Origin of the sequence: Achromobacter sp. SIMBA_011, from assembly GCF_046535435.1 — a bacterium.
Taxonomy (GTDB): domain Bacteria; phylum Pseudomonadota; class Gammaproteobacteria; order Burkholderiales; family Burkholderiaceae_B; genus Achromobacter; species Achromobacter dolens.
The window spans coordinates 135,331-160,092 of record NZ_JAWRWN010000011.1 but is presented as its reverse complement, the minus strand read 5'-3'; the positions used below and the strand labels follow the sequence as shown (position 1 = coordinate 160,092).

The 24,762-nt window shown below is 69.1% G+C and carries 22 protein-coding genes; 20 read left to right on the top strand and 2 right to left on the bottom strand.

Translation table 11 applies throughout. The features are described from left to right. The first annotated feature begins 8 nt into the window (after positions 1 to 8). The 14 genes from SB816_RS27345 (at position 9) to SB816_RS27280 (ending at position 13,063) form a co-directional block, all read left to right on the top strand. Positions 9 to 974, top strand: coding sequence for a sulfonate ABC transporter substrate-binding protein (locus SB816_RS27345; RefSeq protein ID WP_410547799.1), 966 nt, complete (start codon positions 9 to 11; stop codon positions 972 to 974). A 17-nt stretch (positions 975 to 991) separates the two neighbouring features. Beyond that, on the top strand, positions 992 to 2,164 hold the full coding sequence (ssuD, locus tag SB816_RS27340) for an FMNH2-dependent alkanesulfonate monooxygenase (protein WP_054434985.1): 1,173 nt from the start codon (positions 992 to 994) through the stop codon (positions 2,162 to 2,164). Next, positions 2,164 to 2,949: an aliphatic sulfonate ABC transporter permease SsuC gene (gene ssuC, locus SB816_RS27335; protein ID WP_144656654.1), complete on the top strand. Its 786-nt coding sequence runs from the start codon at positions 2,164 to 2,166 to the stop codon at positions 2,947 to 2,949. The genes ssuD and ssuC overlap by 1 nt, the downstream gene beginning before the upstream one ends. Positions 2,950 to 2,974: 25 nt before the next feature. Continuing rightward, complete coding sequence (locus SB816_RS27330) at positions 2,975 to 4,204, top strand: acyl-CoA dehydrogenase family protein (protein WP_064525974.1); 1,230 nt, start codon at positions 2,975 to 2,977, stop codon at positions 4,202 to 4,204. A 28-nt stretch (positions 4,205 to 4,232) separates the two neighbouring features. Beyond that, on the top strand, positions 4,233 to 5,042 hold the full coding sequence (locus SB816_RS27325) for a methionine ABC transporter ATP-binding protein (RefSeq protein WP_175143681.1): 810 nt from the start codon (positions 4,233 to 4,235) through the stop codon (positions 5,040 to 5,042). Then, complete coding sequence (locus SB816_RS27320) at positions 5,042 to 5,704, top strand: methionine ABC transporter permease (RefSeq protein WP_410547798.1); 663 nt, start codon at positions 5,042 to 5,044, stop codon at positions 5,702 to 5,704. The genes SB816_RS27325 and SB816_RS27320 overlap by 1 nt, the downstream gene beginning before the upstream one ends. A 16-nt stretch (positions 5,705 to 5,720) precedes the next feature. After that, positions 5,721 to 6,554, top strand: coding sequence for a MetQ/NlpA family ABC transporter substrate-binding protein (locus tag SB816_RS27315; RefSeq protein ID WP_020925496.1), 834 nt, complete (start codon positions 5,721 to 5,723; stop codon positions 6,552 to 6,554). A gap of 25 nt (positions 6,555 to 6,579) precedes the next feature. Then, positions 6,580 to 7,485, top strand: a complete 906-nt coding sequence (locus SB816_RS27310) for an ATP-binding cassette domain-containing protein (RefSeq protein ID WP_100503793.1) — start codon at positions 6,580 to 6,582, stop codon at positions 7,483 to 7,485. A 92-nt stretch (positions 7,486 to 7,577) separates the two neighbouring features. Then, positions 7,578 to 7,793, top strand: coding sequence for a molybdopterin-binding protein (locus SB816_RS27305; RefSeq protein WP_006227327.1), 216 nt, complete (start codon positions 7,578 to 7,580; stop codon positions 7,791 to 7,793). 120 nt (positions 7,794 to 7,913) lie between these two features. Next, positions 7,914 to 9,215 carry a DUF3300 domain-containing protein gene (locus tag SB816_RS27300; protein ID WP_410547797.1) on the top strand — a complete coding sequence of 434 codons (1,302 nt, stop codon included), beginning with the start codon at positions 7,914 to 7,916 and terminating at the stop codon, positions 9,213 to 9,215. A gap of 23 nt (positions 9,216 to 9,238) precedes the next feature. Next, entirely contained in the window at positions 9,239 to 10,114 is an 876-nt protein-coding gene (locus tag SB816_RS27295) for a DUF2950 family protein (protein WP_144656663.1), read from the top strand. Between the two features lie 210 nt (positions 10,115 to 10,324). Then, positions 10,325 to 11,269 (top strand): YncE family protein, encoded by a 945-nt coding sequence (locus SB816_RS27290; RefSeq protein ID WP_410547808.1) that lies wholly within the window; start codon positions 10,325 to 10,327, stop codon positions 11,267 to 11,269. Then, positions 11,253 to 12,047: a polysaccharide deacetylase family protein gene (locus tag SB816_RS27285; RefSeq protein ID WP_410547796.1), complete on the top strand. Its 795-nt coding sequence runs from the start codon at positions 11,253 to 11,255 to the stop codon at positions 12,045 to 12,047. The genes SB816_RS27290 and SB816_RS27285 overlap by 17 nt, the downstream gene beginning before the upstream one ends. A 2-nt stretch (positions 12,048 to 12,049) precedes the next feature. Beyond that, on the top strand, positions 12,050 to 13,063 hold the full coding sequence (locus SB816_RS27280) for a sterol desaturase family protein (protein WP_116792715.1): 1,014 nt from the start codon (positions 12,050 to 12,052) through the stop codon (positions 13,061 to 13,063). Between the two features lie 269 nt (positions 13,064 to 13,332). On the opposite strand, the gene SB816_RS27275 is transcribed toward SB816_RS27280, so the two are convergent. Then, the gene (locus SB816_RS27275) at positions 13,333 to 13,830 is read right to left on the bottom strand and encodes an acyl-CoA thioesterase (protein WP_054503644.1); all 498 of its coding nucleotides are present in this window, start codon (positions 13,828 to 13,830) and stop codon (positions 13,333 to 13,335) included. Between the two features lie 77 nt (positions 13,831 to 13,907). Further along, positions 13,908 to 15,401 carry a DUF1254 domain-containing protein gene (locus SB816_RS27270; RefSeq protein WP_336236081.1) on the bottom strand — a complete coding sequence of 498 codons (1,494 nt, stop codon included), beginning with the start codon at positions 15,399 to 15,401 and terminating at the stop codon, positions 13,908 to 13,910. 271 nt (positions 15,402 to 15,672) lie between these two features. Between SB816_RS27270 and fdnG the strand changes: the two genes are divergently transcribed. The 6 genes from fdnG to selB all read left to right on the top strand — a co-directional run bounded on the left by fdnG (position 15,673) and on the right by selB (position 24,750). Next, positions 15,673 to 18,741: a formate dehydrogenase-N subunit alpha gene (fdnG, locus tag SB816_RS27265; RefSeq protein ID WP_144656670.1), complete on the top strand. Its 3,069-nt coding sequence runs from the start codon at positions 15,673 to 15,675 to the stop codon at positions 18,739 to 18,741. 10 nt (positions 18,742 to 18,751) lie between these two features. Continuing rightward, positions 18,752 to 19,651 carry a formate dehydrogenase subunit beta gene (gene fdxH / locus SB816_RS27260; RefSeq protein ID WP_054503641.1) on the top strand — a complete coding sequence of 300 codons (900 nt, stop codon included), beginning with the start codon at positions 18,752 to 18,754 and terminating at the stop codon, positions 19,649 to 19,651. Further along, positions 19,644 to 20,291: a formate dehydrogenase subunit gamma gene (locus SB816_RS27255; RefSeq protein ID WP_049070779.1), complete on the top strand. Its 648-nt coding sequence runs from the start codon at positions 19,644 to 19,646 to the stop codon at positions 20,289 to 20,291. Before fdxH ends, SB816_RS27255 begins: the two co-directional genes overlap by 8 nt. Before the next feature lie 126 nt (positions 20,292 to 20,417). Beyond that, a complete protein-coding gene (gene fdhE / locus SB816_RS27250; RefSeq protein ID WP_116792717.1) occupies positions 20,418 to 21,353 on the top strand; it encodes a formate dehydrogenase accessory protein FdhE in 936 nt (311 codons plus the stop codon). A 2-nt stretch (positions 21,354 to 21,355) separates the two neighbouring features. Beyond that, positions 21,356 to 22,816 (top strand): L-seryl-tRNA(Sec) selenium transferase, encoded by a 1,461-nt coding sequence (selA, locus tag SB816_RS27245; protein ID WP_144656673.1) that lies wholly within the window; start codon positions 21,356 to 21,358, stop codon positions 22,814 to 22,816. After that, positions 22,813 to 24,750, top strand: coding sequence for a selenocysteine-specific translation elongation factor (selB, locus tag SB816_RS27240; protein ID WP_410547795.1), 1,938 nt, complete (start codon positions 22,813 to 22,815; stop codon positions 24,748 to 24,750). The genes selA and selB overlap by 4 nt, the downstream gene beginning before the upstream one ends. Positions 24,751 to 24,762 lie beyond the last annotated feature (12 nt).

The following is a 24,762-nucleotide window of genomic DNA, read 5'->3' as shown; positions in this document are numbered from 1 at the left end:
GGGTTTCCATGCGCAGCATGATCTGGATCTCGCGTCTTTCCGTCTTCCGCTGGCTGGCGGCGCTGCTGTGCGCGGCGTTGCTGTGGCCCGCCGCGCAGGCGCAGGACGCCAAGACGTTGCGCATCGGCTTCCAGAAGTACGGCACGCTGACCATCGTGCGCGCCCTGGGCGACCTGGACAAGCGACTGGCGGCGCAGGGCATCACGGTGAAGTGGACCGAGTTTCCCGCCGGCCCGCAGTTGCTGGAAGGACTGAACGTCGGCTCGATCGACTTCGGCACGGTGGGCGAGGCGCCGCCGGTGTTCGCGCAGGCCGCCGGCGCGGCGCTGGTGTACGTCGGCAACGAACCGCCGTCGCCCACCAGCGAGGCAATCCTGGTGCCCAAGGATTCGCCGATCAAGAGCGTCGCCGACCTGAAGGGCAAGAAAGTCGCGCTGAACAAGGGCTCCAACGTGCACTACCTGCTGCTCAAGCAGCTCGAGCGCGCCGGCGTGCCCTATGCCGACGTGAACGTGGCCTACCTGACGCCGGCCGACGCCCGCGCGGCGTTCGAGCGCGGATCGGTCGACGCCTGGGTGATCTGGGATCCGTTCCAGGCCGCGGCCGAGAAGCAATTGGGCGCGCGGGTGCTGGCCGATGGCACCGGCGTGGTCAAGAACTACCAGTTCTTCCTGGCCGCGCGACCGTACCAGCAGGCGCATCCCGAAGTGATCCAGACCGTGCTGGAGGAAATCCGCAAGGGCGACCTGTGGGCCCGCGATCATCGCGCCGAGGCCGTGGCGCTGCTGCAGCCGGTGCTGGGACTGGACAAGGCGGTGGTCGAACTGGCCGCCGAGCGGCTGGCCTACGGCGTGCAGCCGATCACCCGGGAAGTGCTGCTGGAACAGCAGCAGGTGGCCGATGCGTTCCACGCGCTCAAGTTGATTCCCAAACCCCTCAACGTGTTCGACGCCGCGCCGTCGGGCCTGAAATAGACAAGGGCAGGCATTCCATGGACGTCTTCTGGTTCATTCCCACCCACGGCGATTCGCGCTATCTCGGCACCAGCCGCGGCGCGCGCGCGGCCGGCTACGACTACTTCCGCCAGGTGGCGGTGGCCGCCGACACGCTGGGCTACGACGGCGTGCTGCTGCCCACCGGCCGCTCCTGCGAGGATGCGTGGGTGGTGGCGTCCAGCCTGATCGGCGCCACGCGCCGCTTGAAGTTCCTGGTGGCGATCCGCCCCGGCGTCAGCTCGCCGCAGTTCTCGGCGCGCATGGCCGCCACTTTCGACCGCCTGTCCGAAGGGCGGCTGCTGGTCAATGTGGTGACCGGCGGCGACCCCGGCGAGCTGGAGGGCGACGGGGTCTTCGTCAGCCATGACGAGCGCTACGCCATCACCGCCGACTACCTGCGCATCTGGCGCGGCATCCTGGAGAACAGCCACGAGGCCGAGGGGTACAGCTTCGAAGGCGAACAACTGGTGTCCAAGGGCGGCAAGGTGATCTACCCGCCGGTGCAGAAGCCGTATCCGCCGCTGTATTTCGGCGGCTCATCGGAGGCCGCGCACGAACTGGCCGCCGAGCAGCTCGACGTGTACCTGACCTGGGGCGAGCCGCCCGAGGCCGTGGCGAAAAAGATCGCCGACATCAAGGCGCGCGCCGCGCGGCATGGGCGCACGGTGCGCTTCGGCATCCGCCTGCACGTGATCGTGCGCGAGACCGAGGCGGCCGCCTGGGCCGCCGCCGACGCCCTCATCAGCCACCTGAGCGAGGACGCCGTGCGCGCCGCGCAGACGGCATTCTCGAAAATGGATTCCGAAGGCCAGCGCCGCATGGCGGCGCTGCACGGCGGCAAGCTCAACGACGAGCATGGCGGCCGCAAGCACCTGGAGATCTCGCCCAACCTGTGGGCCGGCGTCGGCCTGGTGCGCGGCGGCGCGGGCACCGCCCTGGTGGGCGATCCCGAGACCGTGGCCGCGCGCATCCAGGAATACGCCGACCTGGGCATCGAGACCTTCATCTTCTCCGGCTATCCACACCTGGAAGAGTCGTACCGCTTTGCCGAGCTGGTGTTCCCGCTGCTGCCCGGCAAGGGCGGCAAGCAGGTCGGCAACACGGTGCTCACGGGGCCGTTCGGCGAGGTCATGGCCACCGAACTGGTGCCCAAGGAAGCGGCCAGTTGATGGCCGACGCCCGCAAGCCCGGCGGCTGGCGCGCGGCGCTGGCGCCCTGGCTGGTCCCCGCCCTGATCCTGGGCCTGTGGCAACTGGCCGCGCAGGCCGGCTGGCTGTCGTCGCGCATCCTGCCGGCCCCGTCGGCGGTGGCGGCCGCGGCCTGGTCGCTGGCGGCGTCGGGCGAGCTCTGGCAGCACGTGCGCATCAGCGCGCTGCGGGCGCTGTGGGGCCTGCTGCTGGGCGGCGGGCTTGGCCTGGCGCTGGGCTTGCTGAACGGTTCCTCGCGCACCGCCGAGACCTTGCTGGACACCACCTTGCAGATGATCCGCAACATTCCGGTGCTGGCGCTGATTCCGCTGATCATCCTGTGGTTCGGCATCGAAGAGACCGCCAAGCTGGCGCTGCTGTCGCTGGGCGTGTTCTTCCCGGTCTACCTGAATACCTTCCACGGCATCCGTTCGGTCGATCCGGCGCTGATCGAAATGGGGCGCTCCTACGGCCTGACGGGATGGCGCCTGTACCGCGACGTGATCCTGCCGGGCGCGTTGCCGTCGATCCTGGTCGGCCTGCGCTTCGCGCTGGGGCTGGTGTGGGTGATCCTGATCGTGACCGAGACCATCTCGGCGCAATCGGGCATCGGCTACATGACGATGAACGCGCGCGAATTCCTGCAGACCGACGTGGTGCTGCTGGGCATCCTGCTCTACGCGCTGCTGGGCAAGGTGGCCGACACCCTGGCGCGGTTGCTGGAGCGCCGCCTGCTGCGCTGGAACCCGGCCTACCGGCCGGCCTGACCCGCCTTACCGACGAAGAGATTCCATGGCCAAGATCCAGACCGACCCCGATACCGCACGCGCGCCTGCCGCCGGCGCCGCGCCGGCGCGCGCGGCCGACGACATCCCGCGCGCCGTCCAGGCCCTGGCCGATCAACTGGCCGCCACCGCCGTCGAGCGCGACCGCCAGGGCGGCCACGCCGCGGCCGAGCGCGAACAGATCCGCGCCAGCGGCCTGCTGCGCCTGTCGGTGCCGACCCAATATGGCGGCGCGGGCGCGAACTGGTCGACCGTGCTGGCGGCGGTGCGCACGCTGGCCGAGGCCGACAGCGCGCTGGCGCACGTGTTCGGCTTCCATCATCTGCAAGTGGCGGGTGTGCTGCTCTATGGCACGCCTGAACAGCACGCGTATTTCCTGAAACCCACGGTCGAACGCAATCTGTTCTGGGGCAACGCGCTCAATCCGCTGGACCGGCGGGTGGTGGCGCGGCCGGAACTGGACGGCTACCGCATCGACGGCGTCAAGAACTTCAGCTCCGGTTCCGTCGGCTCCGACCTGCTGACATTCTCCGCCTGGCACAAGGCCTCGGATACGGCGTTGATCGCCGCGCTGCCGACCCGCGCCGAGGGCATCACCGTCAATCCCGACTGGGACGCCTTCGGCCAGCGCCAGACCGACAGCGGCACCGTGCGCTTCGACCACGTGCGCCTGGAGCCTGTGCAGGTGCTGCAGGCGCCTGGTGTCGCGCCCACGCCGCGCGCCACGCTGCGCTCGCAGGTGGCCCAACTGATCATGACCAACCTGTACCTGGGCATCGCCCGCGGCGCCTTCCGCGAAGCGCGCCGCTATGTGCGCGACGACGCCCGGCCCTGGTTCGCGTCGGGCGTGCAGCGCCATGCCGACGACCCCTACGTGCAGGAGCGCTTCGGCGAATTCTGGCTGCGGGTGCAGGCGGCGCAGGCGCTGGCCGACGTGGCCGGCCTCAGGCTCGACGCCGCGCTGGCGCGCGGGCCGTCGCTGACGGCGGACGAGCGCGGCGAGGTGGCGGTGGCCGGCGCTCAGGCCAAGGTGCTGGCGCATCGCGCCGCGCTGGAGGTGGGCAACGGCCTGTTCGACGTCACCGGCGCCTCGTCCACCGCGGCGCGCTATGGCTACGACCGCTACTGGCGCAACGCGCGCGTGCACACCCTGCACGACCCCGTGGCCTACAAGATCCGTGACCTGGGCCGCTACGCGCTGCTGGACCAGATCCCCGAACCCACCGCGTATTCCTGATGCGCATGACTCTCACCCTGATTCGCCGATGACCGATCTTTCTTCCCTTCCCGACCTGGCCTCGCTGCCGCAGCCGCTGATCCGGCTGGACGCGGTGAGCAAGTCGTTCGCCACCCGCGCCGGCCGCTTCGATGCGGTGCGCGACGTGTCGCTGTCGATCCGCGCCGGCGACACCTTCGGCATCATCGGCAAGAGCGGCGCCGGCAAGTCGACGCTGCTGCGCCTGATCAACCTGCTCGAACGCCCCGACCAGGGCACGGTGCGGGTCGGCGGCACCGAGCTGACCGCGCTTGGCAAGCCGGCGTTGCGCGCCGCGCGCCAGAACATCGGCATGATCTTCCAGCAGTTCAACCTGCTGCAGAACGAGACCGTGTTCGAGAACGTGGCCTTCCCGTTGCGGGTGCACGGCGGCCGCGGCCGCGAACAGATCGCGGCGCGGGTGCGCGAGTGCCTGGAGATTGTCGGCCTGACGGACAAGACCGCCAGCTATCCCGCGCAGCTTTCCGGCGGCCAGAAGCAGCGCGTGGCGATCGCGCGCGCGCTGGCCAGCGAGCCGGCGGTGCTGCTGTGCGACGAGCCGACCTCGGCGCTCGATCCCGAAACCACGCGGTCGGTGCTGAGCGTGCTGCGCGACATCAACAAACGCCTGGGCGTGACCATCGTCATCGTCACGCACGAATTGGCGGTGGTGCGGGCGCTGTGCCGCCACGTCGCCGTGATGGAGAACGGCCAGGTGCTGGAGCAGGCCGAGATCTCCGGCGCCGGCGTGCACTTGACCTCGGCGCTCGGCCGCGAGCTGATCCGCGAAGCCAGCCATCCCTATGAAGAGGTCGCCTGATGCTGGACACCTTTGTGCAATTGCTGCCCGAACTGGGCGTGGCGGTCGGCCAGACCTTCCTGATGCTGGGCATCGCGCTGGCCGCGTCGATCCTGCTGGGCGGACCGCTCGGCGTGCTGGTGTTCCTGACCGGTCCGGGCCAGTCGCTGGACCGTCCGCTGGCGCACCGGCTGCTGAGCTGGACGGTCAATACCGTGCGCTCATTCCCCTTCATCATCCTGCTGGTGGCGCTGGTGCCGTTCACCCGCGTCATTGTCGGCACCTCGATCGGCCCCGTGGCGGCGGCGGTGCCGCTGTCGTTCGCGGCGATTCCGTACTTCGCCCGGCTGGTCGAGCAGTGCCTGCGCGAAGTGCCGCGCGGCGTCATCGAGGCCGCGCACGCCGCCGGCGCATCCGAACTGCAGATCGTGCGCCGGGTGCTGCTGGTGGAAGCGCGGTCCGGGCTGGTGCTGGCCCTGACCGTGCTGGCGGTGAGCTTCCTGTCGTATTCCGCGGTGGCCGGCGTGGTGGGCGGCGGCGGCATCGGCGACCTGGCCATCCGCTATGGCTATTACCGCTTCCAGACCGACGTGATGGTGCTGACCGTGGCGCTGCTCGTGGTGCTGGTGCAGATCATCCAGTTCGCCGGCAATACCGTCGCGCGACGCATCGACAAACGCTGATCCCGAGAGGAATCCCATGTCCGTCAAACGCAATCTCCTGAGCCTGGCGCTGGCCGCCGCCGTCCTGTCGCTGTCCGGCGCCGCGCTGGCCGCCGATCCCGCCAAAAAGGAAATCGTCTTCGGCGCCACCGCCGGCCCCTACAGCGACCAGATCAAGCTCGGCATCAAGCCGATCCTGGAGAAGCAGGGCTATACCGTGCGCATCGTCGAGTTCAACGACTACGTGCAGCCGAACTTCGCCCTGGCGCAAGGCGCGCTGGACGCCAATGCGTTCCAGCACATCGTGTACCTGCAGAACTTCGCCGCCAAGAACAAGCTGGAGCTGTCGGAACTGGTCAAGGTGCCGACCGCGCCCATCGCCATCTACAGCCGCAAGTACAAGAGCGTGGACGCCGCGCCCGAGGGCGTGAGCGTGGCGGTGCCCAACGATCCGACCAACCAGGCGCGCGCGCTGGTGGTGCTGCAGGAGCTGGGCTGGATCAAGCTGCGCGAAGGCTACGACCCGTTGCGGGTATCGGAGAAGGACGTGGCCGTGAACGTGAAGAAGATCAAGCTTATCCCGCTGGAGGCGGCGCAGTTGCCGCGCTCGCTGGAGGACACCGACTACTCGTTCGTGAACGGCAACTTCGCGCTGGCCTCGGGCCTGAAGCTGACCGAGGCGCTGGCGCTGGAAAAGACCACGCCCACCTACCAGAACCTGGTGGCGGTGCGCACGGCCGACCTGGACAAGCCTTTCGTCAAGGACATCGCCGCCGCCTACGCCTCGCCCGAGTTCCTGGCGGTGACCGAGAAATCGTTCGCCGGCTTCGTCAAGACCGACTATCAGCAGAAGCTGGCGGCGTCCCGCTGAGGACGCGGCGCCCGGAGGCCACGCCATGTTCGTCAACCCCAACGAGTTCGAGCTGCTGCAGCACCTGGACGTGCCCGGGCGCGCCGATCGCGAACCGGCCGCCGACGAGGTGGTGCCGGCCCGGGCCGCGCTGCGCGTGACCCTGCGCCAGCTGTCCAAGCGCTATGGCGAGCGCCTGGTGCTCAAGGGGCTGGACCTGGATATCGCGCCGGGCGAGTTCGTGGCGGTGGTGGGACAGAGCGGCTGCGGCAAGAGCACCCTGCTGCGCCTGCTGGCCGGGCTGGAGACGCCCAGCGCGGCGCAGGGCGGCGTGCCGTCGCGCTCGCCGGTGCTGTTCGACAACTTTCCGCAATGGTCGGCCGACAGCCGGGTGCGGATGATGTTCCAGGACGCGCGCCTGCTGCCTTGGAAAAGCGTGGCGCAGAACGTGGCGCTGGGCCTGCCCGGCCAGGCACGAGCCCAGGCGGCCGAAGTGCTGCGGCAGGTGGGCCTGGGCGACCGCGGCGGCGACTGGCCGGCGCAACTGTCCGGCGGCCAGCGCCAGCGCGTGGCGCTGGCCCGCGCGCTGGTGCACCGGCCGGGCCTGCTGCTGCTGGATGAGCCGCTGGGCGCCCTGGACGCGCTGACCCGTATCGGCATGCAGCAATTGATCGAGGACATCTGGCGCCGCGACGGCTTCACCGCGGTGCTGGTGACGCACGACGTGGGCGAGGCGGTTGCGCTGGCCGACCGCATCCTGGTGATCGACGAGGGCCGCGTGGTGCTGGACGAGCGCGTCGAGCTGGCGCGGCCGCGTTCGCGGGGATCGGCCGCCTTCGCGGCGCTGGAGGCGCGGGTGCTGCGGGTGGTGATGAAGCAGGAAGCGCCGGCGGCGGGGGACAGGCCCCTGGCGCCGGTCATACAGATACGGCACCTGCGGCTCGCGGTTTAGTCCACGGCCGCGGGGGCGGTTTTCCTGGCAAGCGCCGCCCGGGCGCGAGCGGGACCCAACGGAAATCCTTCCATTTTTTCAGGAGCAGGACCATGAGCATTCAATCTATCAACGCCCGCAACCAGTTCCGCGGCAAGATCAAGGAAATCATCCTGGGTCCGGTGGTCTCGGAGGTCGACGTGGACACGCCCGCCGGCATCGTCACGTCGGTCATCACCACCCGCTCGGTCAAGGAGCTGGACCTGCAGGTGGGCACCGAGGTGCTGGCCTTCGTCAAGGCCACCGAGGTTTCGGTCGCCAAGCTGTAGGCGTCCGCCACCTGAAACCGGCGCTTGTCCGGCGCCGGTTTCGGTATATATTGTCTGCGCGGTATCCGGCGGTTCACTCCAGGTTTGTGGCTTTTGTGTTGCGATCACGGAGAACGGGAAATGCGTCGACTGCAAGCGTGGTTCCTCGGCTGTCTGTGCCTCGGGTTGGCGATCTGCCTGCCCGCCACGGCGCAGACCAAGCTGGACAAGGGGCAGCTGGACCAGCTGCTGGCGCCGGTGGCGCTCTACCCCGACTCCCTTCTGTCACAGGTCCTCATGGGAGCCACCTATCCCGACGACATTGCCGCCGCGGCGCAATGGTCGGCCGCGCATGCCGGCCAGTCGGGCGACGCCGCCGTCAAGGCCGTCGAGAGCGAATCCTGGGATCCCAGCGTCAAGTCACTGGTGGCGTTTCCCTCGGTCATGGACATGATGGGGCGCCAGCCCGCCTGGGTGAAATCGGTGGGCGACGCCTTCCTGGCGCAGCCTGACGCCGTCATGGACTCGGTGCAGCGGCTGCGGGCTCAGGCCAAGCAGGCCGGCAACCTCAAGAGCACGCCGCAGCAGAAGGTCACCTCGACCGATACCGGCGGCAAGACCGTGGTGGTGATCGAGCCGGCCGATCCGCAGGTGATCTACGTGCCCAGCTACAACCCCACCGTGGTCTATGGCGCCTGGCCGTATCCGGCCTATCCTCCCGCCTATTACCCGCCGCCGCCGGGCTCGGTGTTCGCCACCTCGCTGGTGGCCGGCATCGGCTTTGGGCTGGGCGTGGCCGCGGTCGATTCCCTGTGGGGCGGTTTCGACTGGGGCCACAACGACGTGGACATCAACGTCAACCGCTACAACAACATCAACGTCAACCAGCGCATCAACGCCGCCAACATCAATGGCAACCACGTCGCCTGGCAGCACAACGCCGCCAACCGCGGCAACGCGCCCTACGCGGATGCGGCCACTCGCCAGAAGTTCGACGGCCAGCGCCAGGCCGGGCTGCGGAACCGGGCGCAGGGACGGCCCACGCCTGCGCCGGGCTCGCGCGACGCGGCCCGCGAGCGCGCCGCGCAATCGTTCCAGGGGCGCACTGGCCAGCCCATCGAAGGCCATGGCGGACCGCGCGGCGGCAACCTGGGGCAGGGCGGCGCGGGCACGCGGGCGCAGGGCCCGAGCCACCTCCCGGCGCAGGACCGGCAGGCGGCGGCGCAGCGGCAGCGCGCCGACGCGGCCGCCGCGCGCGACCGCGCCCGCGTCAACAACGGCGGCAGCGCCCTGCGCGACGCCGGCAATGGCGATCGCATGCGGCAGCAGGTGCAGCGCGGCGGCGAGTCCCGGGTCGCGCCACGCGGCGGGGGCGGAGGCTGGCATGGCGGAGGCGGCGGTCATATCGGCGGCGGTGGCGGACATTTCGGCGGACGGAGGTAGTCACCATGATCAGCGGAGTTTCGATGATGAATGCGCTCGTCCGTGCCCCCGGCCGGTGGTCGCGCCGGGCCGCCAGCGTCGCTTGGCTGGCGCTGGCGCTGCTGGCCACGCCCGTCGCGGCGCAAAGCGTCTATCCCACGCCCGAGGCCGCGGCCGATGCCTTTGGCGAGGCGCTGGCCACCAGCGACCCCGTGGCCCTGGCCAAGGTGCTGGGGCCGGACCATCGCCAGATCGTGCCGGGCGGGGTCGGGCAGGACGATGTCTATCGTTTCCTGGCGGCCTGGTCCCGCAAGCACGAGGTGGTGGCCGACGGCGAACGCCGCGCCTGGCTGAGCGTGGGCGATTCCGGCTGGACCATGCCGGTGCCGATCGTGCGCGTGTCGCAGGGCTGGCGGTTCGACCCGGCCGCCGGCAAGGCGGAGATCGCGCGCCGCGCCATCGGACGCAACGAGCTCAACACCATCGACACCCTGCGCGAACTGCACGCGGCCCAGATCCGGTACCGCGACGGGGTGGGCCAGGGCCGCTACGCCGACCGGCTGGTGAGCCGGCCCGGCGCGCTGGACGGACTGTACTGGCCCCAACTGCCCGGTTATCCGGCGCAGGCCTATGGTCCGGACGCGCTGGCAATGGGGCCGGAGGTGCCGGTGGCGGATGCCTATTACGGCTACCGTTACAAGGTGCTGCCGGCGCGCGGCGGCGACGGCTATTGGATCCTGGCCTGGCCGGCCCGCTACGGCCATACCGGCATCGGCAGCTTTGTCATCGACGCGCGTGGCGAGCTGCGCGAGGCTGACCTGGGCCCGGCCACGGCGCGCCGCGCGGCCACGCTCCAGGGCACCGATGTGTCGTTCGGAACCTGGAACAACATCACGCCGCAACCCATTGGCGCCAAATGATTTTTTACGATTGTTGCAGGTGTGGCGGCGCGAGCGTTGTAGCCGTGCCGCAACCTGGCTGTCGCATGGCCCGGACGGTCGGATTTACGGTTTTTTGACAGGCGGCTATGCCAAAATGGCGAGCGCTGGGATCGGTGCCCGATCCCCTTTTGTCGGACCTGGAAATTGAATCCCTTGCATTTTGTCCGCTGCGCCATCCTGGGCGCAGGGATGGCGCTCAGCGCCGCCGCGGCGTCGGCCCCGATCTTCGTCCTGAACTCCCTGGACGCCAACGTCAGCATCGTCGATCCCGCCACGTACACGGAATTGCGGCGCGTCCCCACGGGCAAGGAACCGCACCACCTGTATCTCACGCCTGATAAGAAGTCGCTGATGGTGGCCAACGCCACCGGCGACTCGATCACGCTGATGGATCCCAAGACCGGCGAGGTGCAGCGCACCCTGACCGGCATCGTCGATCCCTACCAGTTGCAGTTCTCGCCGGACATGAAGTGGTTCGTCACGGCCGCCAACCGCCTGGACCACATCGACATCTACGCCTGGAAGCCGCTGGAAAAGGGCTTCGACCTGAAACTGGTCAAGCGCATCCCGGCCGGCAAGACGCCCAGCCACATCATGATCGACGCCAAGAGCACCACGGCGTACGTCACGCTGCAGGACAGCGACCAGCTCATCGCCATCGACCTGGCCACGCAGACGCCCAAGTGGACCGTTTCCGTGGGCAAGACGCCAGCCGACGTGTTCCTCACGCCCGACCAGAAAACGCTGCTGGTGGCGCTGACCGGCGATTCCTACGTCGAGGCCTATGACCTCAGCAAAGGCCCCGCCAAGCTGATCTCGCGCATCAAGACCGCCGCCGGCGCGCACGCCTTCCGCGCCCAGGGCGACCAGCGCCACCTGTTCGTCAGCAACCGCACCGCCAACTCCATCAGCCGCATCGACCTGCAGACGCTGGCCGTGGTCGACACCTTCCCGGTGCCGGGCGGCCCCGATTGCATGGACGTGCTGGCCGACGGCAAGACCCTGCTGGTCACGTCGCGCTGGGCCCGCAAGCTCACCGTGGTCGACCTGGAGCAGAAGAAGGTCGTCAAGCAGGTCAACGTCGGCAAGTCGCCGCACGGCGTCTGGACGCTGAACCATGCGCCGACCCGCTAAACGGCAACTGGCCGCCGCCGTCTGCCTGGCGCTGGCGGCGCAGGCCGCCACGGCGGCCCCCGCGTCCTGTGACAAGCCGGTCTACCTGACCTTCGACACCGGCCACATGGGCGTGGCGCCGCTGATCGCCGACGTGCTGGCGCGCCACCACGTCAAGGTCACGTTCTTCCTGGCCAACGAGCGCACCCTGACCGACGGCAGCAGCCTGGACGACCAGTGGGCGCCGTGGTGGAAGGCGCGCGCGGCCGAGGGCCACGTGTTCGGTTCGCACACCTACGACCACGTCTACTGGCAGGGCGACCTGCCGGACGGCAAGTTCCGCGTCAAGCCCAGCGCCGGCCCCGACACGGGCAAGCGCGAGACCTGGACCGCCGAGCAGTACTGCGCCGAGATCAAGCGCTCCGCCACCCGCTTCACGCAGATGACCGGCAAACAGATGCTGCCGCTGTACCGCGCGCCGGGCGGCAAGACCTCGCCGGCCCTGTTGCGCGCGGCCAAGGCCTGCGGCTTCGAGCACGTGGGCTGGGCGCCGGCTGGCTTCCTGGGCGACGAACTGCCCAGCGACAAGTACTCCAACGCCAAGCTGCTGGACCAGGCGCTGCGCACCATCAAGCCCGGCGACATCCTGCTGGCCCACCTGGGCATCTGGTCGCGCCAGGACCCCTGGGCGCCCGCCGTGCTGGAGCCGCTGATTGAAGGCCTGCAGCGCAAGGGCTATTGTTTTGCCACTTTGGATACGCATCCCGCCTACCGCGACTGGATCGCCACGCATCACTGATCATGGATACGCTTAGTCAATGGTTCGGGAACTGCCAGCAATGGCTGTTCGAAACCCTGGTGCAGCCGGCGCTGTTCCACCTGGGCCTGAGCAATTTCATCGAGGACGGCTACGACGCCACCATGTGGCTGCTGGTCGGCCTGCTGCAGGTGGCCGTGCTGCTGCTGGTGTTCGGCCCGCTGCAGCGCCTGCGCCCGGTCGAGCCGGTCACCGACCGCCGCCAGATCGGCATCGACGTGCTCTACACGCTGATTCATCGCCTGGGCGTGTTCCGCCTGGCGCTGTTCTTCACCATCGATCCGTTCTGGGACAGCATCTTCGGGCAGTTGCACATCTGGGGCTTCGCGCCGTTCCAGCTCGACCAGTACTGGCCCGGCGTGACCGACCAGGCCTGGGTCAGCCTGATCATCTACCTGCTGCTGTTCGACCTGGTGGACTACCTGTACCACCGCGCCCAGCACCGTTTCGCCTGGCTCTGGGCGCTGCACGCGGTGCACCACAGCCAGCGCCAGATGACCATGTGGAGCGACGACCGCAACCACCTGCTGGACGACATGCTGCGCGACGTCGTGGTGGTGTTCGTGTCGCAACTGGTGGGCGTGCCGCCCGCGCAGTTCGTGGCGATCGTGGCCATCACGCAGCTTGCGCAGAGCTTCTCGCACGCCAACCTGCGCATGCACTTCGGCGCCATCGGCGAACGCCTGCTGGTCAGCCCGCGTTTCCACCGCCATCACCATTCCATCGCCTATGACGCCTCGACGCCGGGCCCGGCCGGCGGCTACAACTTCGCCGCGCTGTTCCCGGTCTGGGACGTACTGTTCCGCTCGGCCCGCTTCGGCGTCGGCTATGGCCCCACCGGCATCCATGACCAGCAGCCGGAACTGGGCGGCCGCGACTACGGCCAGGGCTTCTGGTCGCAACAGTGGCTGGGCCTCAAGCGCATGGTCGGCCGCGACCGCGAACCGGCCGTGACGACGCCGCCATCGCGCCCGCCGGGCGCGGCCGAAGGCGCGTGACGCGCCGCGTTGCGCCGTCGCCAAAAAAAACCGGGCCTCAAGGCCCGGTTTTCATGTCCGCTCACCTGCGACCTGGACGCCGCTCATCGCAAGAATAGCCGCCCGCCCGCCGGGCCGCCCCAAGGGCGGGCAGCCCCCGCGGGGGGCAGCTAGCGCGCGAAGCGCGCGCGGCGTGGGGGCCCTTTCCTTCCGCCCGCCGGGCCGCCCCAAGGGCGGGCAGCCCCCTTGGGGGGCAGCTAGCGCGCGAAGCGCGCGCGGCGTGGGGGCATTCACCCCTCATGGGTGGTTTCGCGCTTGATTTCGTCGTGGCGCCGTTCCATTTCCTGGCGCAGCTCGCGGCGCAGGCGGGCGGCTTCGAAGCGCTGCCTTTCCTCGAGGTTGCGCGGCGCCAGCGGCGGCACCGCGGTGGGGGCGCCGTTGTCGTCCACCGCCACCATCGTGAAGTAACAGCTATTGGTGTGGCGCACCAGCTTCCTGCGGATGTCCTCGGTGACCACCTTGATGCCGATTTCCATGGAGGTGCGGCCGGTGTAGTTCACCGCCGCCAGGAAGGTCACCAGCTCGCCGACGTGGATCGGCTCGCGGAACACGACCTGGTCGACGGACAGCGTCACCACATACTGGCCGGCGTAGCGGCTCGCACAGGCGTAGGCGACCTGGTCCAGGTACTTGAGGATGGTTCCGCCGTGCACATTGCCTGAAAAGTTCGCCATATCGGGCGTCATCAGGATGGTCATCGACAGTTGGTGGCTAAAGGCTTCGTCCATGGCGGGCGTTCTACTCGGCGACAAAACGCCTATGGTAGTGGCGAAACCCTGTCATATCGCCGTCCCCAGCAGGTTTGTCAGGGTTTCTTCGCGGGCGCGGGCGTCGGAGGCTGGGCGGCTGGCGCCGGCTCCGGTTGCGCCTCGGGTTCGGGCGCCGGCTCGTCGCGCACCGCGGGCGGCGGCGTCCACAGCCCGTCCAACAGCGCCGGGCCAGCGCCGTAGGCGCGCAGCAGCACGTAGACCGGGCCGCTGGCCGCCAGCGGCAGCCAGTTGGCCTGGGCGCCGGGCTCCGGCGCGGCGCGGCTGAGCACCAGGTCGAGCGAACCGTCGGCGTTGTATTGCAGCGGATCGCGGCTCCCCAGCGAGTAGCGGTCCACCGGATTGGCCATGGGCAGGCCCTGGCCGTCATAGGCTGCCAGCGACCACAGGCCGCTGGCCGGCGGCAACTGGCCGCTGTCGAAATGCAGCACATAGCGATGCGCGCCATCCAGCGGTCGGCCCAGGCTGTCGGCCGCCAGCAGCAATGCGGTCAGGTCCTCGGGCAGGCCCGAGCCCGGCTGGGCCTGGGCGGCCAGCGCGCGGCGCAGGTAGGCATTGCCGTAGACGCCCAGGCTGGCCGTCTCCAGTTGCCAGCCGTTGACGCTCTTGAGGGTGGCGCCAGCGGCGGCTTCCATGCGTTCGCGCGCCTCGCGCAGGCCACGGCGCAGGCCCTGCTTGACCGGGTTGTCGAGCTTGTCGAAATCGAACGGCCGGCCGGGGATCAGCCCGACCCGGCGCAGCTTGGCCAGCACCGGCTGGTCGGTGGCGTGCGGCGGGTTGCGGCGCAGCAGCTCGGCGGCGCGGACGAAAAAGGCGTCGGTCGGCATGGCATCGACCTGCTCGCGCACCGGGGTCTTCAGATCCAGGGAGGGGTCGGCCTTGATCCGCTGCGATTGCGGCGGCAGGTTCCATTGCGCCAGCGGAGTCAGCGTGAAGCCGTCCTGCAGCGCGTTGACCGCGGCGTACTCGGCCGGGCCGTCGGCCTGGATCAGGACGCGGGCCCAGACGTAGGCGGTGGGCGCGTCGATGCGCGGCATGCCGGAGGGCAGCGTGCCGCTCCACCCCGGCGGCACGATCGCCGTGTTGCCGCGCGCCGTGCCGGTGCTGCGCTTGCCCAGCGTGGCGAAGGCGTCGTTCCACATGTCCAGCAGGGTCAGGGTGTAAAGGCGGCCATGGCTGTCAGGCGTCGACAGCACCACGGGACCCGCCGTCAGGTCGAGCCAGGCGGCGCTGCGCAGCATGTCGGGGTTGGCCCAGGGCGCGGCTGCGCCGGGGCGGGGCAGGGTGCGCGTGTGCTGGAAGGTGTTGGCGGGCGCGCCGTCGGCGCCTTGCGCGGGGTGCGTGAACTGGCGCCGGGTCAGGTCGAGGGTCAGCAGCGGATAGAAGTACAGATAGCCTTCCATCGCCGCTTCGCGGGCGGACTCGGTGGCGGCGGCGGCGGGGCTCAGCGCCGGCGTGGCGGTCGCGGGGACGGGCGCCAGGCTGGGGGCGGCCAGCGACAGGGACAGGGCCAGGGGGGCAAGACGGCGCATCGGCGCTCCAACGGGAATGCGGGACGGGCGGAAAAGCGGGCCGGAACCCGCCGCCGGCAATGGTAGCAGTCTCGCGATCATCCAAAATCCGCGAAAAACGCCGATCCTGGGCGTAAATCGTTCTCATTGACCGATTTTGCGTTCCGGGGACGCAAGGCATGGCAACTCGCCCGCGCTGCGCCTATACTTGCTTGCAAATCCTTGGAAATCGTAGGGCTTTTCCCCGGACCGGCCCGCGCTTTCCCCTTATTCACCCGGAGAGGAGTGCTTCATGGTCAACATGAACCGCCGCCAGTTCTTCAAGGTGACCGGTACCACGCTGGCTGGCTCGAGCCTGGCATTGCTGGGGGTAGCCCCCGGCACGGCCATGGCCGAGGTGCGCCAGTACAAGCTTGCGCGCATGACGGAAACGCGCAACACCTGTCCCTACTGTTCGGTCGCCTGTGGTCTGCTGATGTATGGCCTGGGCGATGGCGCCAAGAATGCCCGCGCCAGCATCATGCACATCGAGGGCGACCCCGACCACCCCGTCAACCGCGGCACGCTCTGTCCCAAGGGCGCGGCCCTGATCGACTTCATCCACAGCCCCAACCGCCTGAAGTACCCGGAATACCGGGCGCCCGGTTCGGACAAGTGGGAACGGATCTCCTGGGACGACGCGCTCACCCGCATCACCAAGCTCATGAAGGCCGACCGTGATGCCAACTTCGTCGAAAAGACCGACGACGGCAAGACGGTCAACCGGTGGCTGACCACCGGCATGCTGGCCGCCTCGGCAAGCAGCAACGAGGTCGGCTACATCACGCACAAGACCGTGCGCAGCATGGGGATGCTGGCGTTCGACAACCAAGCCCGTGTCTGACATGGCCCGACGGTGGCAGGTCTTGCCCCGACGTTTGGCCGTGGAGCGATGACGAACCATTGGGTCGACATCAAGAACGCGGACGTAGTACTGATCATGGGCGGCAATGCCGCCGAGGCCCACCCGTGCGGGTTCAAATGGGTCACGGAAGCGAAAGCCCATAACAAGGCGAAGCTGATCGTCGTGGATCCGCGCTTCACGCGCTCGGCATCCGTGGCGGACTTCTACGCGCCCATACGCACCGGCACCGACATCATCTTCCTGGGTGGCGTCATCAAGTACCTGTTGGATCACGACAAGATCCAGCACGAGTACGTGCGCAACTACACCGACTTTTCCTACATCGTGCGCGAGGACTTCGCGTTCGACGCGGGCCTGTACTCCGGCTACAACGCCGAGAAGCGGACCTACGACAAGGCCAGTTGGGACTACGAGCGCGGCGACGACGGCTACGTCAAGACCGATCCGACGCTGGAGCATCCGCGTTCGGTCTACCAACTGCTCAAGAAGCACTACTCGCGCTATACCGAAGAGATGGTCGAACGCGTCTGCGGCACGCCGCGCGACAAGTTCCTGAAGGTCTGCGAGATGCTGGCGTCCACCGCCACCACCGACCGGGCCGCCACCATCCTGTACGCGCTGGGTTGGACGCAGCACTCGATCGGTTCGCAGATCATCCGCACCGGCGCCATGGTGCAACTGCTGCTGGGCAATATCGGCATCGCCGGCGGCGGCATGAATGCGCTGCGCGGGCACTCGAACATCCAGGGCCTGACCGACCTGGGCCTGATGTCGAACCTGCTGCCCGGCTACATGACGCTGCCCAACGAGCCCGAGCAGGACTACGGCAAGTACATCGCCGCGCGCGCGCTCAAGCCGCTGCGGCCGAACCAGCTCAGCTACTGGCAGAACTACGGCAAGTTCCACGTGAGCCTGATGAAGGCCTGGTGGGGCAAGGCCGCGACCGCCGAGAACAACTGGGCGTTCGACTACCTGCCCAAGCTCGACAAGCTCTACGACATGCTGCAGGTCTACGAGCTGATGAACCAGGGCAAGATGAACGGCTATCTGGCGCAGGGCTTCAACCCGCTGGCGGCCGCGCCCAACAAGGCCAAGCTGAACGCCGGTTTCGCCAAGCTCAAGTTCCTGGTCATCATGGACCCGCTGGTCACCGAGACCTCGGAATTCTGGCGCAACGCCGGCGAGGCCAACGACGTCGATCCCAGGCAGATCCAGACCGAGGTGTTCCGCCTGCCCACCACCTGTTTCGCCGAGGAAGACGGCGCGCTGGTGAACTCCGGGCGCTGGCTGCAATGGCACTGGAAGGGCGCCGAGCCTCCGGGCGAGGCCAAGAGCGACATCGAGATCATGTCGCTGATCTTCACGCGCCTGCGCAAGATGTACCAGGAAGAGGGCGGCAAGTACCCCGACCCCATCGTCAACCTGTCCTGGCCGTACTCCAACCCGCAGAGCCCGACCGCGGAAGAGCTGGCCAAGGAATACTCGGGCAAGGCGCTGGTGGACCTGGTCGACCCCAAGGACCCGACCAAGGTCACGCGCAAGGGCGGCGAGCAGTTGGCCGGCTTTGCCGAGCTGCGCGACGACGGTTCCACCGCCAGCGGCTGCTGGATCTTCGCCGGCGCCTGGGGGCCCGGCGGCAACCTGATGGCGCGCCGCGACAACAGCGACCCGACCGGCATCGGCCAGACCCTGAACTGGGCCTGGGCCTGGCCGGCCAACCGCCGCATCCTGTACAACCGCGCCTCCTGTGACGTCGCGGGCAAGCCGTTCAATCCGCGCCGCAGCCTGATCTCGTGGAACGGCAAGGCCTGGGTCGGCGCCGACATCCCCGACTTCAAGGGGGATGAAAACCCCGACGGCGGCATGGGCCCGTTCATCATGAACCCCGAGGGCGTGGCGCGCTTCTTCGCGCGCGCCGGCATGGCCGAAGGGCCGTTCCCGGAACACTACGAGCCGTTCGAGACGCCGCTGGGCTACAACCCGCTGTATCCGAAGGCCAAGGGCGTCACCAGCAACCCGGCGGCGCGCGTGTTCAAGGACGACCTGGCGGCGATGGGCACGGTGGACAAGTTCCCCTACGTGGCCACCACCTACCGCCTCACCGAGCACTTCCACTACTGGACCAAGAACGTTCGCATCAACGCGATCCTGCAACCCGAGCAGTTCGTCGAGATCAGCGAGGTCATGGCCAAGGAACTGGGCATCGCCAACGGTTCGCGCGTGAAGGTGTCGTCCAACCGCGGCTACATCAAGGCGGTGGCGCTGGTCACCAAGCGCCTGCGCCCGCTGACCATCGAGGGCAAGACCGTCTACCACGTCGGCATCCCGATCCACTGGGGCTTTGTCGGCATTGCCAAACCGGGCTTCCTGACCAACACCCTGACCCCGTTCGTGGGCGACGGCAATTCGCAGACACCGGAATTCAAGTCGTTCCTGGTGCAGGTCGAGAAGATCTAGGAGAGCGCTCATGTCTATGCAATCCCTCGACATCAAACGGCGCTCGGCCACCACCACGCCGCCGCCCGGCATCCGCGAACCCATCACCGGGTCCGTGGCCAAGCTGATCGACGTCTCCAAGTGCATCGGCTGCAAGGCCTGCCAGAGCGCGTGCATGGAGTGGAACGACCTGCGCGACGAGATCGGCACCAACGTCGGCGTCTACGACAACCCGGCCGACCTGACCGAGCATTCCTGGACCGTCATGCGCTTCTCGGAATACGAGAACCCGCAGGGCGACCTGGAGTGGCTGATCCGCAAGGACGGCTGCATGCACTGCGAAGACCCGGGCTGCCTGAAGGCCTGTCCGTCCCCGGGCGCGATCATCCAGTACAACAACGGCATCGTCGACTTCCACGAAGAGAACTGCATCGGTTGCGGCTACTGCATCACCGGCTGCCCGTTCAACGTGCCGCGCATCAGCAAGAAGGACCACAAGGCGTACAAGTGCACCCTGTGTTCCGACCGCGTGGCCGTCGGCCAGGAGCCCGCCTGCGTCAAGTCCTGCCCCACCGGCGCCATCGTGTTCGGCACCAAGGACGACATGAAGCAGCACGCCGCCGAGCGCATCGAGGACCTGAAATCGCGCGGTTTCGAGCAGGCGGGCCTGTATGACCCGCAGGGCGTGGGCGGCACGCACGTGATGTACGTGCTGCATCACGCCGACCAGCCCGGGCTGTACCACGGGCTGCCGAAGGACCCGCAGATCAGCCCGATGGTCTCGCTGTGGAAGGGCATCGCCAAGCCGCTGGGCGTGGCCGCCATGGCGTTGACGGCGCTGGCCGGCTTCTTCCACTACGCCCGCGTCGGCCGCAACGAGGTCGACGAGGAAGACGAACGTCGCGCCGAACAGGAGATCCGCCATGAGTGACGACCGCCATCACCGCCGGATCAAGCGCTATTCCCCCGGCGAGCGCACCAACCACTGGATCATCGCCCTCACGTTCATCCTGTTGGCGCTGTCCGGGCTGGCGCTGTTCCATCCATCGATGTTCTGGCTCACCAACCTGTTCGGCGGCGGTCCCTGGACCCGCATCCTGCATCCGTTCATCGGGCTGGTGATGTTCTTCTGCTTCGTGGTGTTCGCCGGTCATATGTGGCGCCACAATCTGATGACCAAGGCCGACCGCCAGTGGCTCAGCCAGCTCAACGACGTGGTCGAGAACCGCGAGGACAAGCTGCCGGAAGTCGGCAAGTACAACGCCGGCCAGAAGCTGCTGTTCTATGTGCTGATCCTGTGCATGCTGGGACTGTTCGTCAGCGGCATCGTGATCTGGCGCGAGTTCTTCGCCTTCTATTTCCCGATCTGGGTGGTGCGCGCCGCCTCGGTGCTGCATGCCGTTTGTGCATTGGTGCTGATTTGCGCGATCATTGTGCATATTTATGCGGCGATCTGGGTCAAGGGCTCGCTCACGGCGATGCTGCGTGGCTACGTGACCGCGGGCTGGGCATGGAAGCACCACCGCGCCTGGTTCCGGGAACAAATCGGCAAGCAGTCCACGACGAAGTAAGCGGGCCTCGCGCGGCGGGCGCCACCTGGCGGTGGCGGCGCCGCCGGGAGGATCCCGCCCGATCCCACCGCACGGCTGCCTCCCCCTGTCGGGGCGGCAGCCGTGTTCGTTTATCTGGAGACGCAATTGCAGCGAATTCTTCCGCGCGGCGAGATCGAAGCGCTAGACCACAACACCATCCCCCGCATCCAGTTGCCGGCGCGCGATTCGGTTTTCGCGACGCGCGCGGCGCGCCTGCGGCAACTGGCCGTGGATAGCCCGGTGGCCGACTATCTGCTGCTGATGGCGCGGCTGGTCGACGCCCAGCACAATGCCCTGCGCGGCTGCAACGCGCCGCCGGCCTCGGAAGACCGCATCGCCCTGGCGCAGGCCCATGGCATGCCGCCGCTGCAGGCGGTGGGCTGGCCGCGCGACCCGCTGTGGCGCGACATCCTGCGCCAACTGGTCGACGAGGTCGCCGGCGGCCAGGACGTGCCGGCCGAGGCGCTGGACGTCTGCGCGGCGTTGCGCCGCGCGCTCGATGAAGACACCGAATCGCTCGAAGACCTGGCCGAGGCGGTGTTGTCGGAACAGCATCGCGGCGTCGACGGCGCCGCCGCGCCGTTCGTCATGGCCGCCCTGCAGGTGTACTGGACCGACCTGGCCAGCCGCTTCGACGAAAAGCAATTGCCGGTGGCCTCGCCCTTCGGCGTCTGCCCGGTCTGCGCCAGCCTGCCGGTGGCCAGCGTGGTGCGGGTGGGCGGGCAGTTCGAGGGCTACCGCTACCTGTGCTGCAGCCTGTGCGCGACCCAGTGGCACATGGTGCGGGTCAAGTGTTCGCACTGCGAGGACGTCGAATCCGTGGCCTACCAGGCCATCGAGGGCCGCGCGCCCGCCATCAAGGCCGAGACCTGCGACCGCTGCCATACCTACCGCAAGATCTTCTACCAGGACAAGGACCTGCACGTGGAGCCGGTGGCCGACGACCTCGCCAGCCTGATGCTGGACGTGCTGGTGGGCGAGGCCGGCTATTCGCGCGCCAGCGGCAATCCGCTGCTGTGGCACGGCGCCGAGGAGGAATAGCCATGACCGGGTTCGCCGCCGCCGCCGACATCCCCGCGCTCGACCGGCTGCTGAACGCGCCGGCGCTGGCCACGACGCTGGACACGCATGGCCGCACGCAGGTGGTGGCGGCCCTGCGCCAGCACCTGGACGCCCTGCGGCAGCGCGCCCTGGCCGGCGAGCTGCCGCGCGCGGACCTGGCGGAAGCCGCCGTCGCCGCCGCCGTCGACGGCGCCCTGGCGCGTGCCGCCGCCCCGCGTCTGCGCGCCGTCTACAACCTGACCGGCACCGTGCTGCACACGAACCTGGGCCGCGCGCTGCTGCCCGACGAGGCGGTGGCCTCGGTGCTGCGCGCGCTGACCACGCCCGCCAACCTGGAGTTCGACCTGGACAGCGGCGGCCGCGGCGACCGCGACGATTTGATCGACGACCTGCTGTGCGAACTGACCGGGGCCGAGGCCGCGACGGTGGTCAACAATAACGCCGCCGCCGTGCTGCTGATGCTGAACGCGCTGGCCGACCGCCGCGAGGTGGTGGTGTCGCGCGGCGAGCTGGTCGAGATCGGCGGCGCCTTCCGCATCCCCGACATCATGAAGCGCGCAGGCGCCAGGCTGGTCGAGGTGGGCACCACCAACCGCACCCATGCCGCCGACTACGAGAACGCCATCGGCCCGCGCACCGCGATGCTGATGAAGGTCCATTGCAGCAACTACGCCGTCACCGGCTTCACCAAGAGCGTCAGCGTGGCCGAGGTGGCGGCGCTGGCGCATGCGCGCGGCCTGCCGGCCACGGTGGACCTGGGCAGCGGCACGCTGGTGGACCTGACCCAGTTCGGCCTGCCGCGCGAGGACACGGTGCGCGAGACCATCGCCGCCGGCGCCGACCTGGTCACCTTCAGCGGCGACAAATTGCTGGGCGGCCCCCAGGCCGGCCTGCTGGTGGGGCGCGCCGACCTGATCCGCAAGATCAAGAAGAACCCGCTCAAGCGCGCCCTACGCGTGGGCAAGCTGACGCTGGCCGCGCTCGAACCGGTATTGCAGCTATACCGCGCGCCGGAATTCCTGGCGCAGCGCCTGACCACGCTGCGCCTGCTGACGCGGCCGCAGCGCGAGATCCAGCCGTTGGCCGAACGACTGCGCGGCCCGCTGGCGCATGCGGCGGGCGCGGACTACGAGGTCGAGGCGGTGCCGATGTTCAGCCAGATCGGCAGCGGCGCATTGCCGGTGGACCAGTTGCCCAGCTACGGGCTGGCGGTGCGCTATCGCGGCAAGGGCCGCCCCGGCCGCCATCTGGACCGCCTGGAGACGCGCTTGCGCAACCTGCCTGTGCCGGTGATCGGCCGCATCGCCGATGATGCGCTGTGGCTCGACCTGCGCTGCCTGGAGGCGCGCGACGAGGCCGCCTTCACCGCACAACTCGCCGGAAGACTCGCTGAACCCTCCGCCGCGCCAGCGGCGCCGCAATCCGCGGAGCCGCGCGCATGATCGTCGGCACCGCCGGCCATATCGACCATGGCAAGACCACGCTGGTGCGGGCGCTGACGGGGGTCGACACCGACCGTCTCAAGGAAGAGAAGGCGCGCGGCATTTCAATCGAACTGGGCTACGCCTACACGCCCCTGCCCAACGGCGACGTGCTGGGCTTCATCGACGTGCCGGGCCACGAGAAGCTGGTGCACACCATGGCGGCGGGCGCCAGCGGCATCGACTTCGGTCTGCTGGTGGTGGCGGCCGATGACGGCGTCATGCCGCAGACCCGCGAACACCTGGCGATCCTGTCGCTGCTGGGCGTGGCGCGCGGCGCGGTGGCCTTGACCAAGGCCGACCGCGCCGACCCGGCCCGGCTGGCGGCGGTGCGCGGCGAGATCGCGGCGCTGGCGGCCGACACCTTCCTGCGGGATGCGCCCGTGTTCGAGGTGTGCGCGGCGCGCGTCGGCGACGATGGCGTGGCGCGCCTCAAACAGCATCTGGATGACGCGGCGCAGGCGCTGGGCGCGCGCGACGGCGCGGGCCTGTTCCGGCTGGCGGTGGACCGCGTCTTCACGCTGGCCGGCCACGGCACCGTGGTCACCGGCACCGCGCACGGCGGCCGCGCCCGCGTCGGCGACGACGACGCCGACCTGCGCCTGATGCCGGCGGGCACGCGGGTGCGGGTGCGCGGCATCCACGCGCAGAACCAGCCGAGCGAGACTGGCGCGGCTGGCCAGCGCTGCGCGCTGAACCTGGCGGGCATCGACAAGAGCGCCATCACGCGCGGCGACTGGATTGCCGATGCGCGCTGCTTTCTGCCGTCGCGCCACGTCGATGTGGCCTTGACGCTGCTGCCCTCGGCCGACGCGCCGCTGCGGGCCTGGACGCCGCTGCACGTGCACATCGGCGCGGCGCGCCACGTGGCGCACGTGGTGCCGCTGTCGGCCGATGCCTTGGCGCCGGGCCAGTCGGGCCGGGTGCAACTGGTATTCGACGAATTGGTGTGCGCGATGCCCGGCGACCGCTACATCGTGCGCAATGCGCAGGCCACGCGCACGGTCGGCGGCGGCCGCGTGCTCGATCCGAACGCGCCGGACCGCAAGCGCCGCGCGCCGGCGCGAATGCAATGGCTGCAAGGCGTGGCGGACATGCTGGACGGTGGCGGGCTGCAACCGCTGCTGGCGCAGGCTGCGCTGGGCCTGGACGAGACGGCGCTGCAACGCCTGACCGGCAGGGCGGTGCGCGACCTGGCCGCGCCCGAGGGTGCGATCTGGATCGAGCCGCGCACGCCGCAGGGCGCGCGCACGTTGATCCTGGCCGCGCACTGGGAAGCGCTGCGGGCGCGGGTGGAGCAGGCGCTGGCGACCTTTCACCAGGGCGCGCCGGACGAACCCGGGCCGGACGGCTCGCGCCTGCGCCGCATGGCGCTGCCGGCTGCGCCGGAGGCATTGTGGCAGGGGCTGCTGGACGATCTGCAGCAGCAGGGCCGGGTGTTGCGCAACGGGCCGTGGCTGCATCTGCCGGGCCACACCGCGGCGCTGGCCGAGGCCGAGGCGCAACTGGCGCAACGCCTGTTGCCGCTGCTGGCCGCGGGCGCCTACGACCCTCCCTGGGTGCGCGATCTGGCGCGCGCGCAGGGCGAGCCCGAGGAGCGCGTGCGGCAGGTGCTGCGCAAGCTGCTGCGGCGTGGCGAGGTGGCGCAGGTGGTGAAGGATCTGTTCTATCACCGCGAGCGGGTAGTGGAGCTGGCGGCGCTGGCGGTCGCGCTTGCCGGCAAACCCGAAGGGTTGAACGCGGCGGCCTTCCGGGATGCCACCGGCCTGGGGCGCAAACGCGCGATCCAGATCCTGGAATTCTTCGATCGGACGGGGCTGACACGGCGGGTGCGTGACACGCACGTGCTGCGCACGGACAGCGCGTATCTGGGGGCCGGGCAGGCGGTATCATAGGCGGGTTTTCGA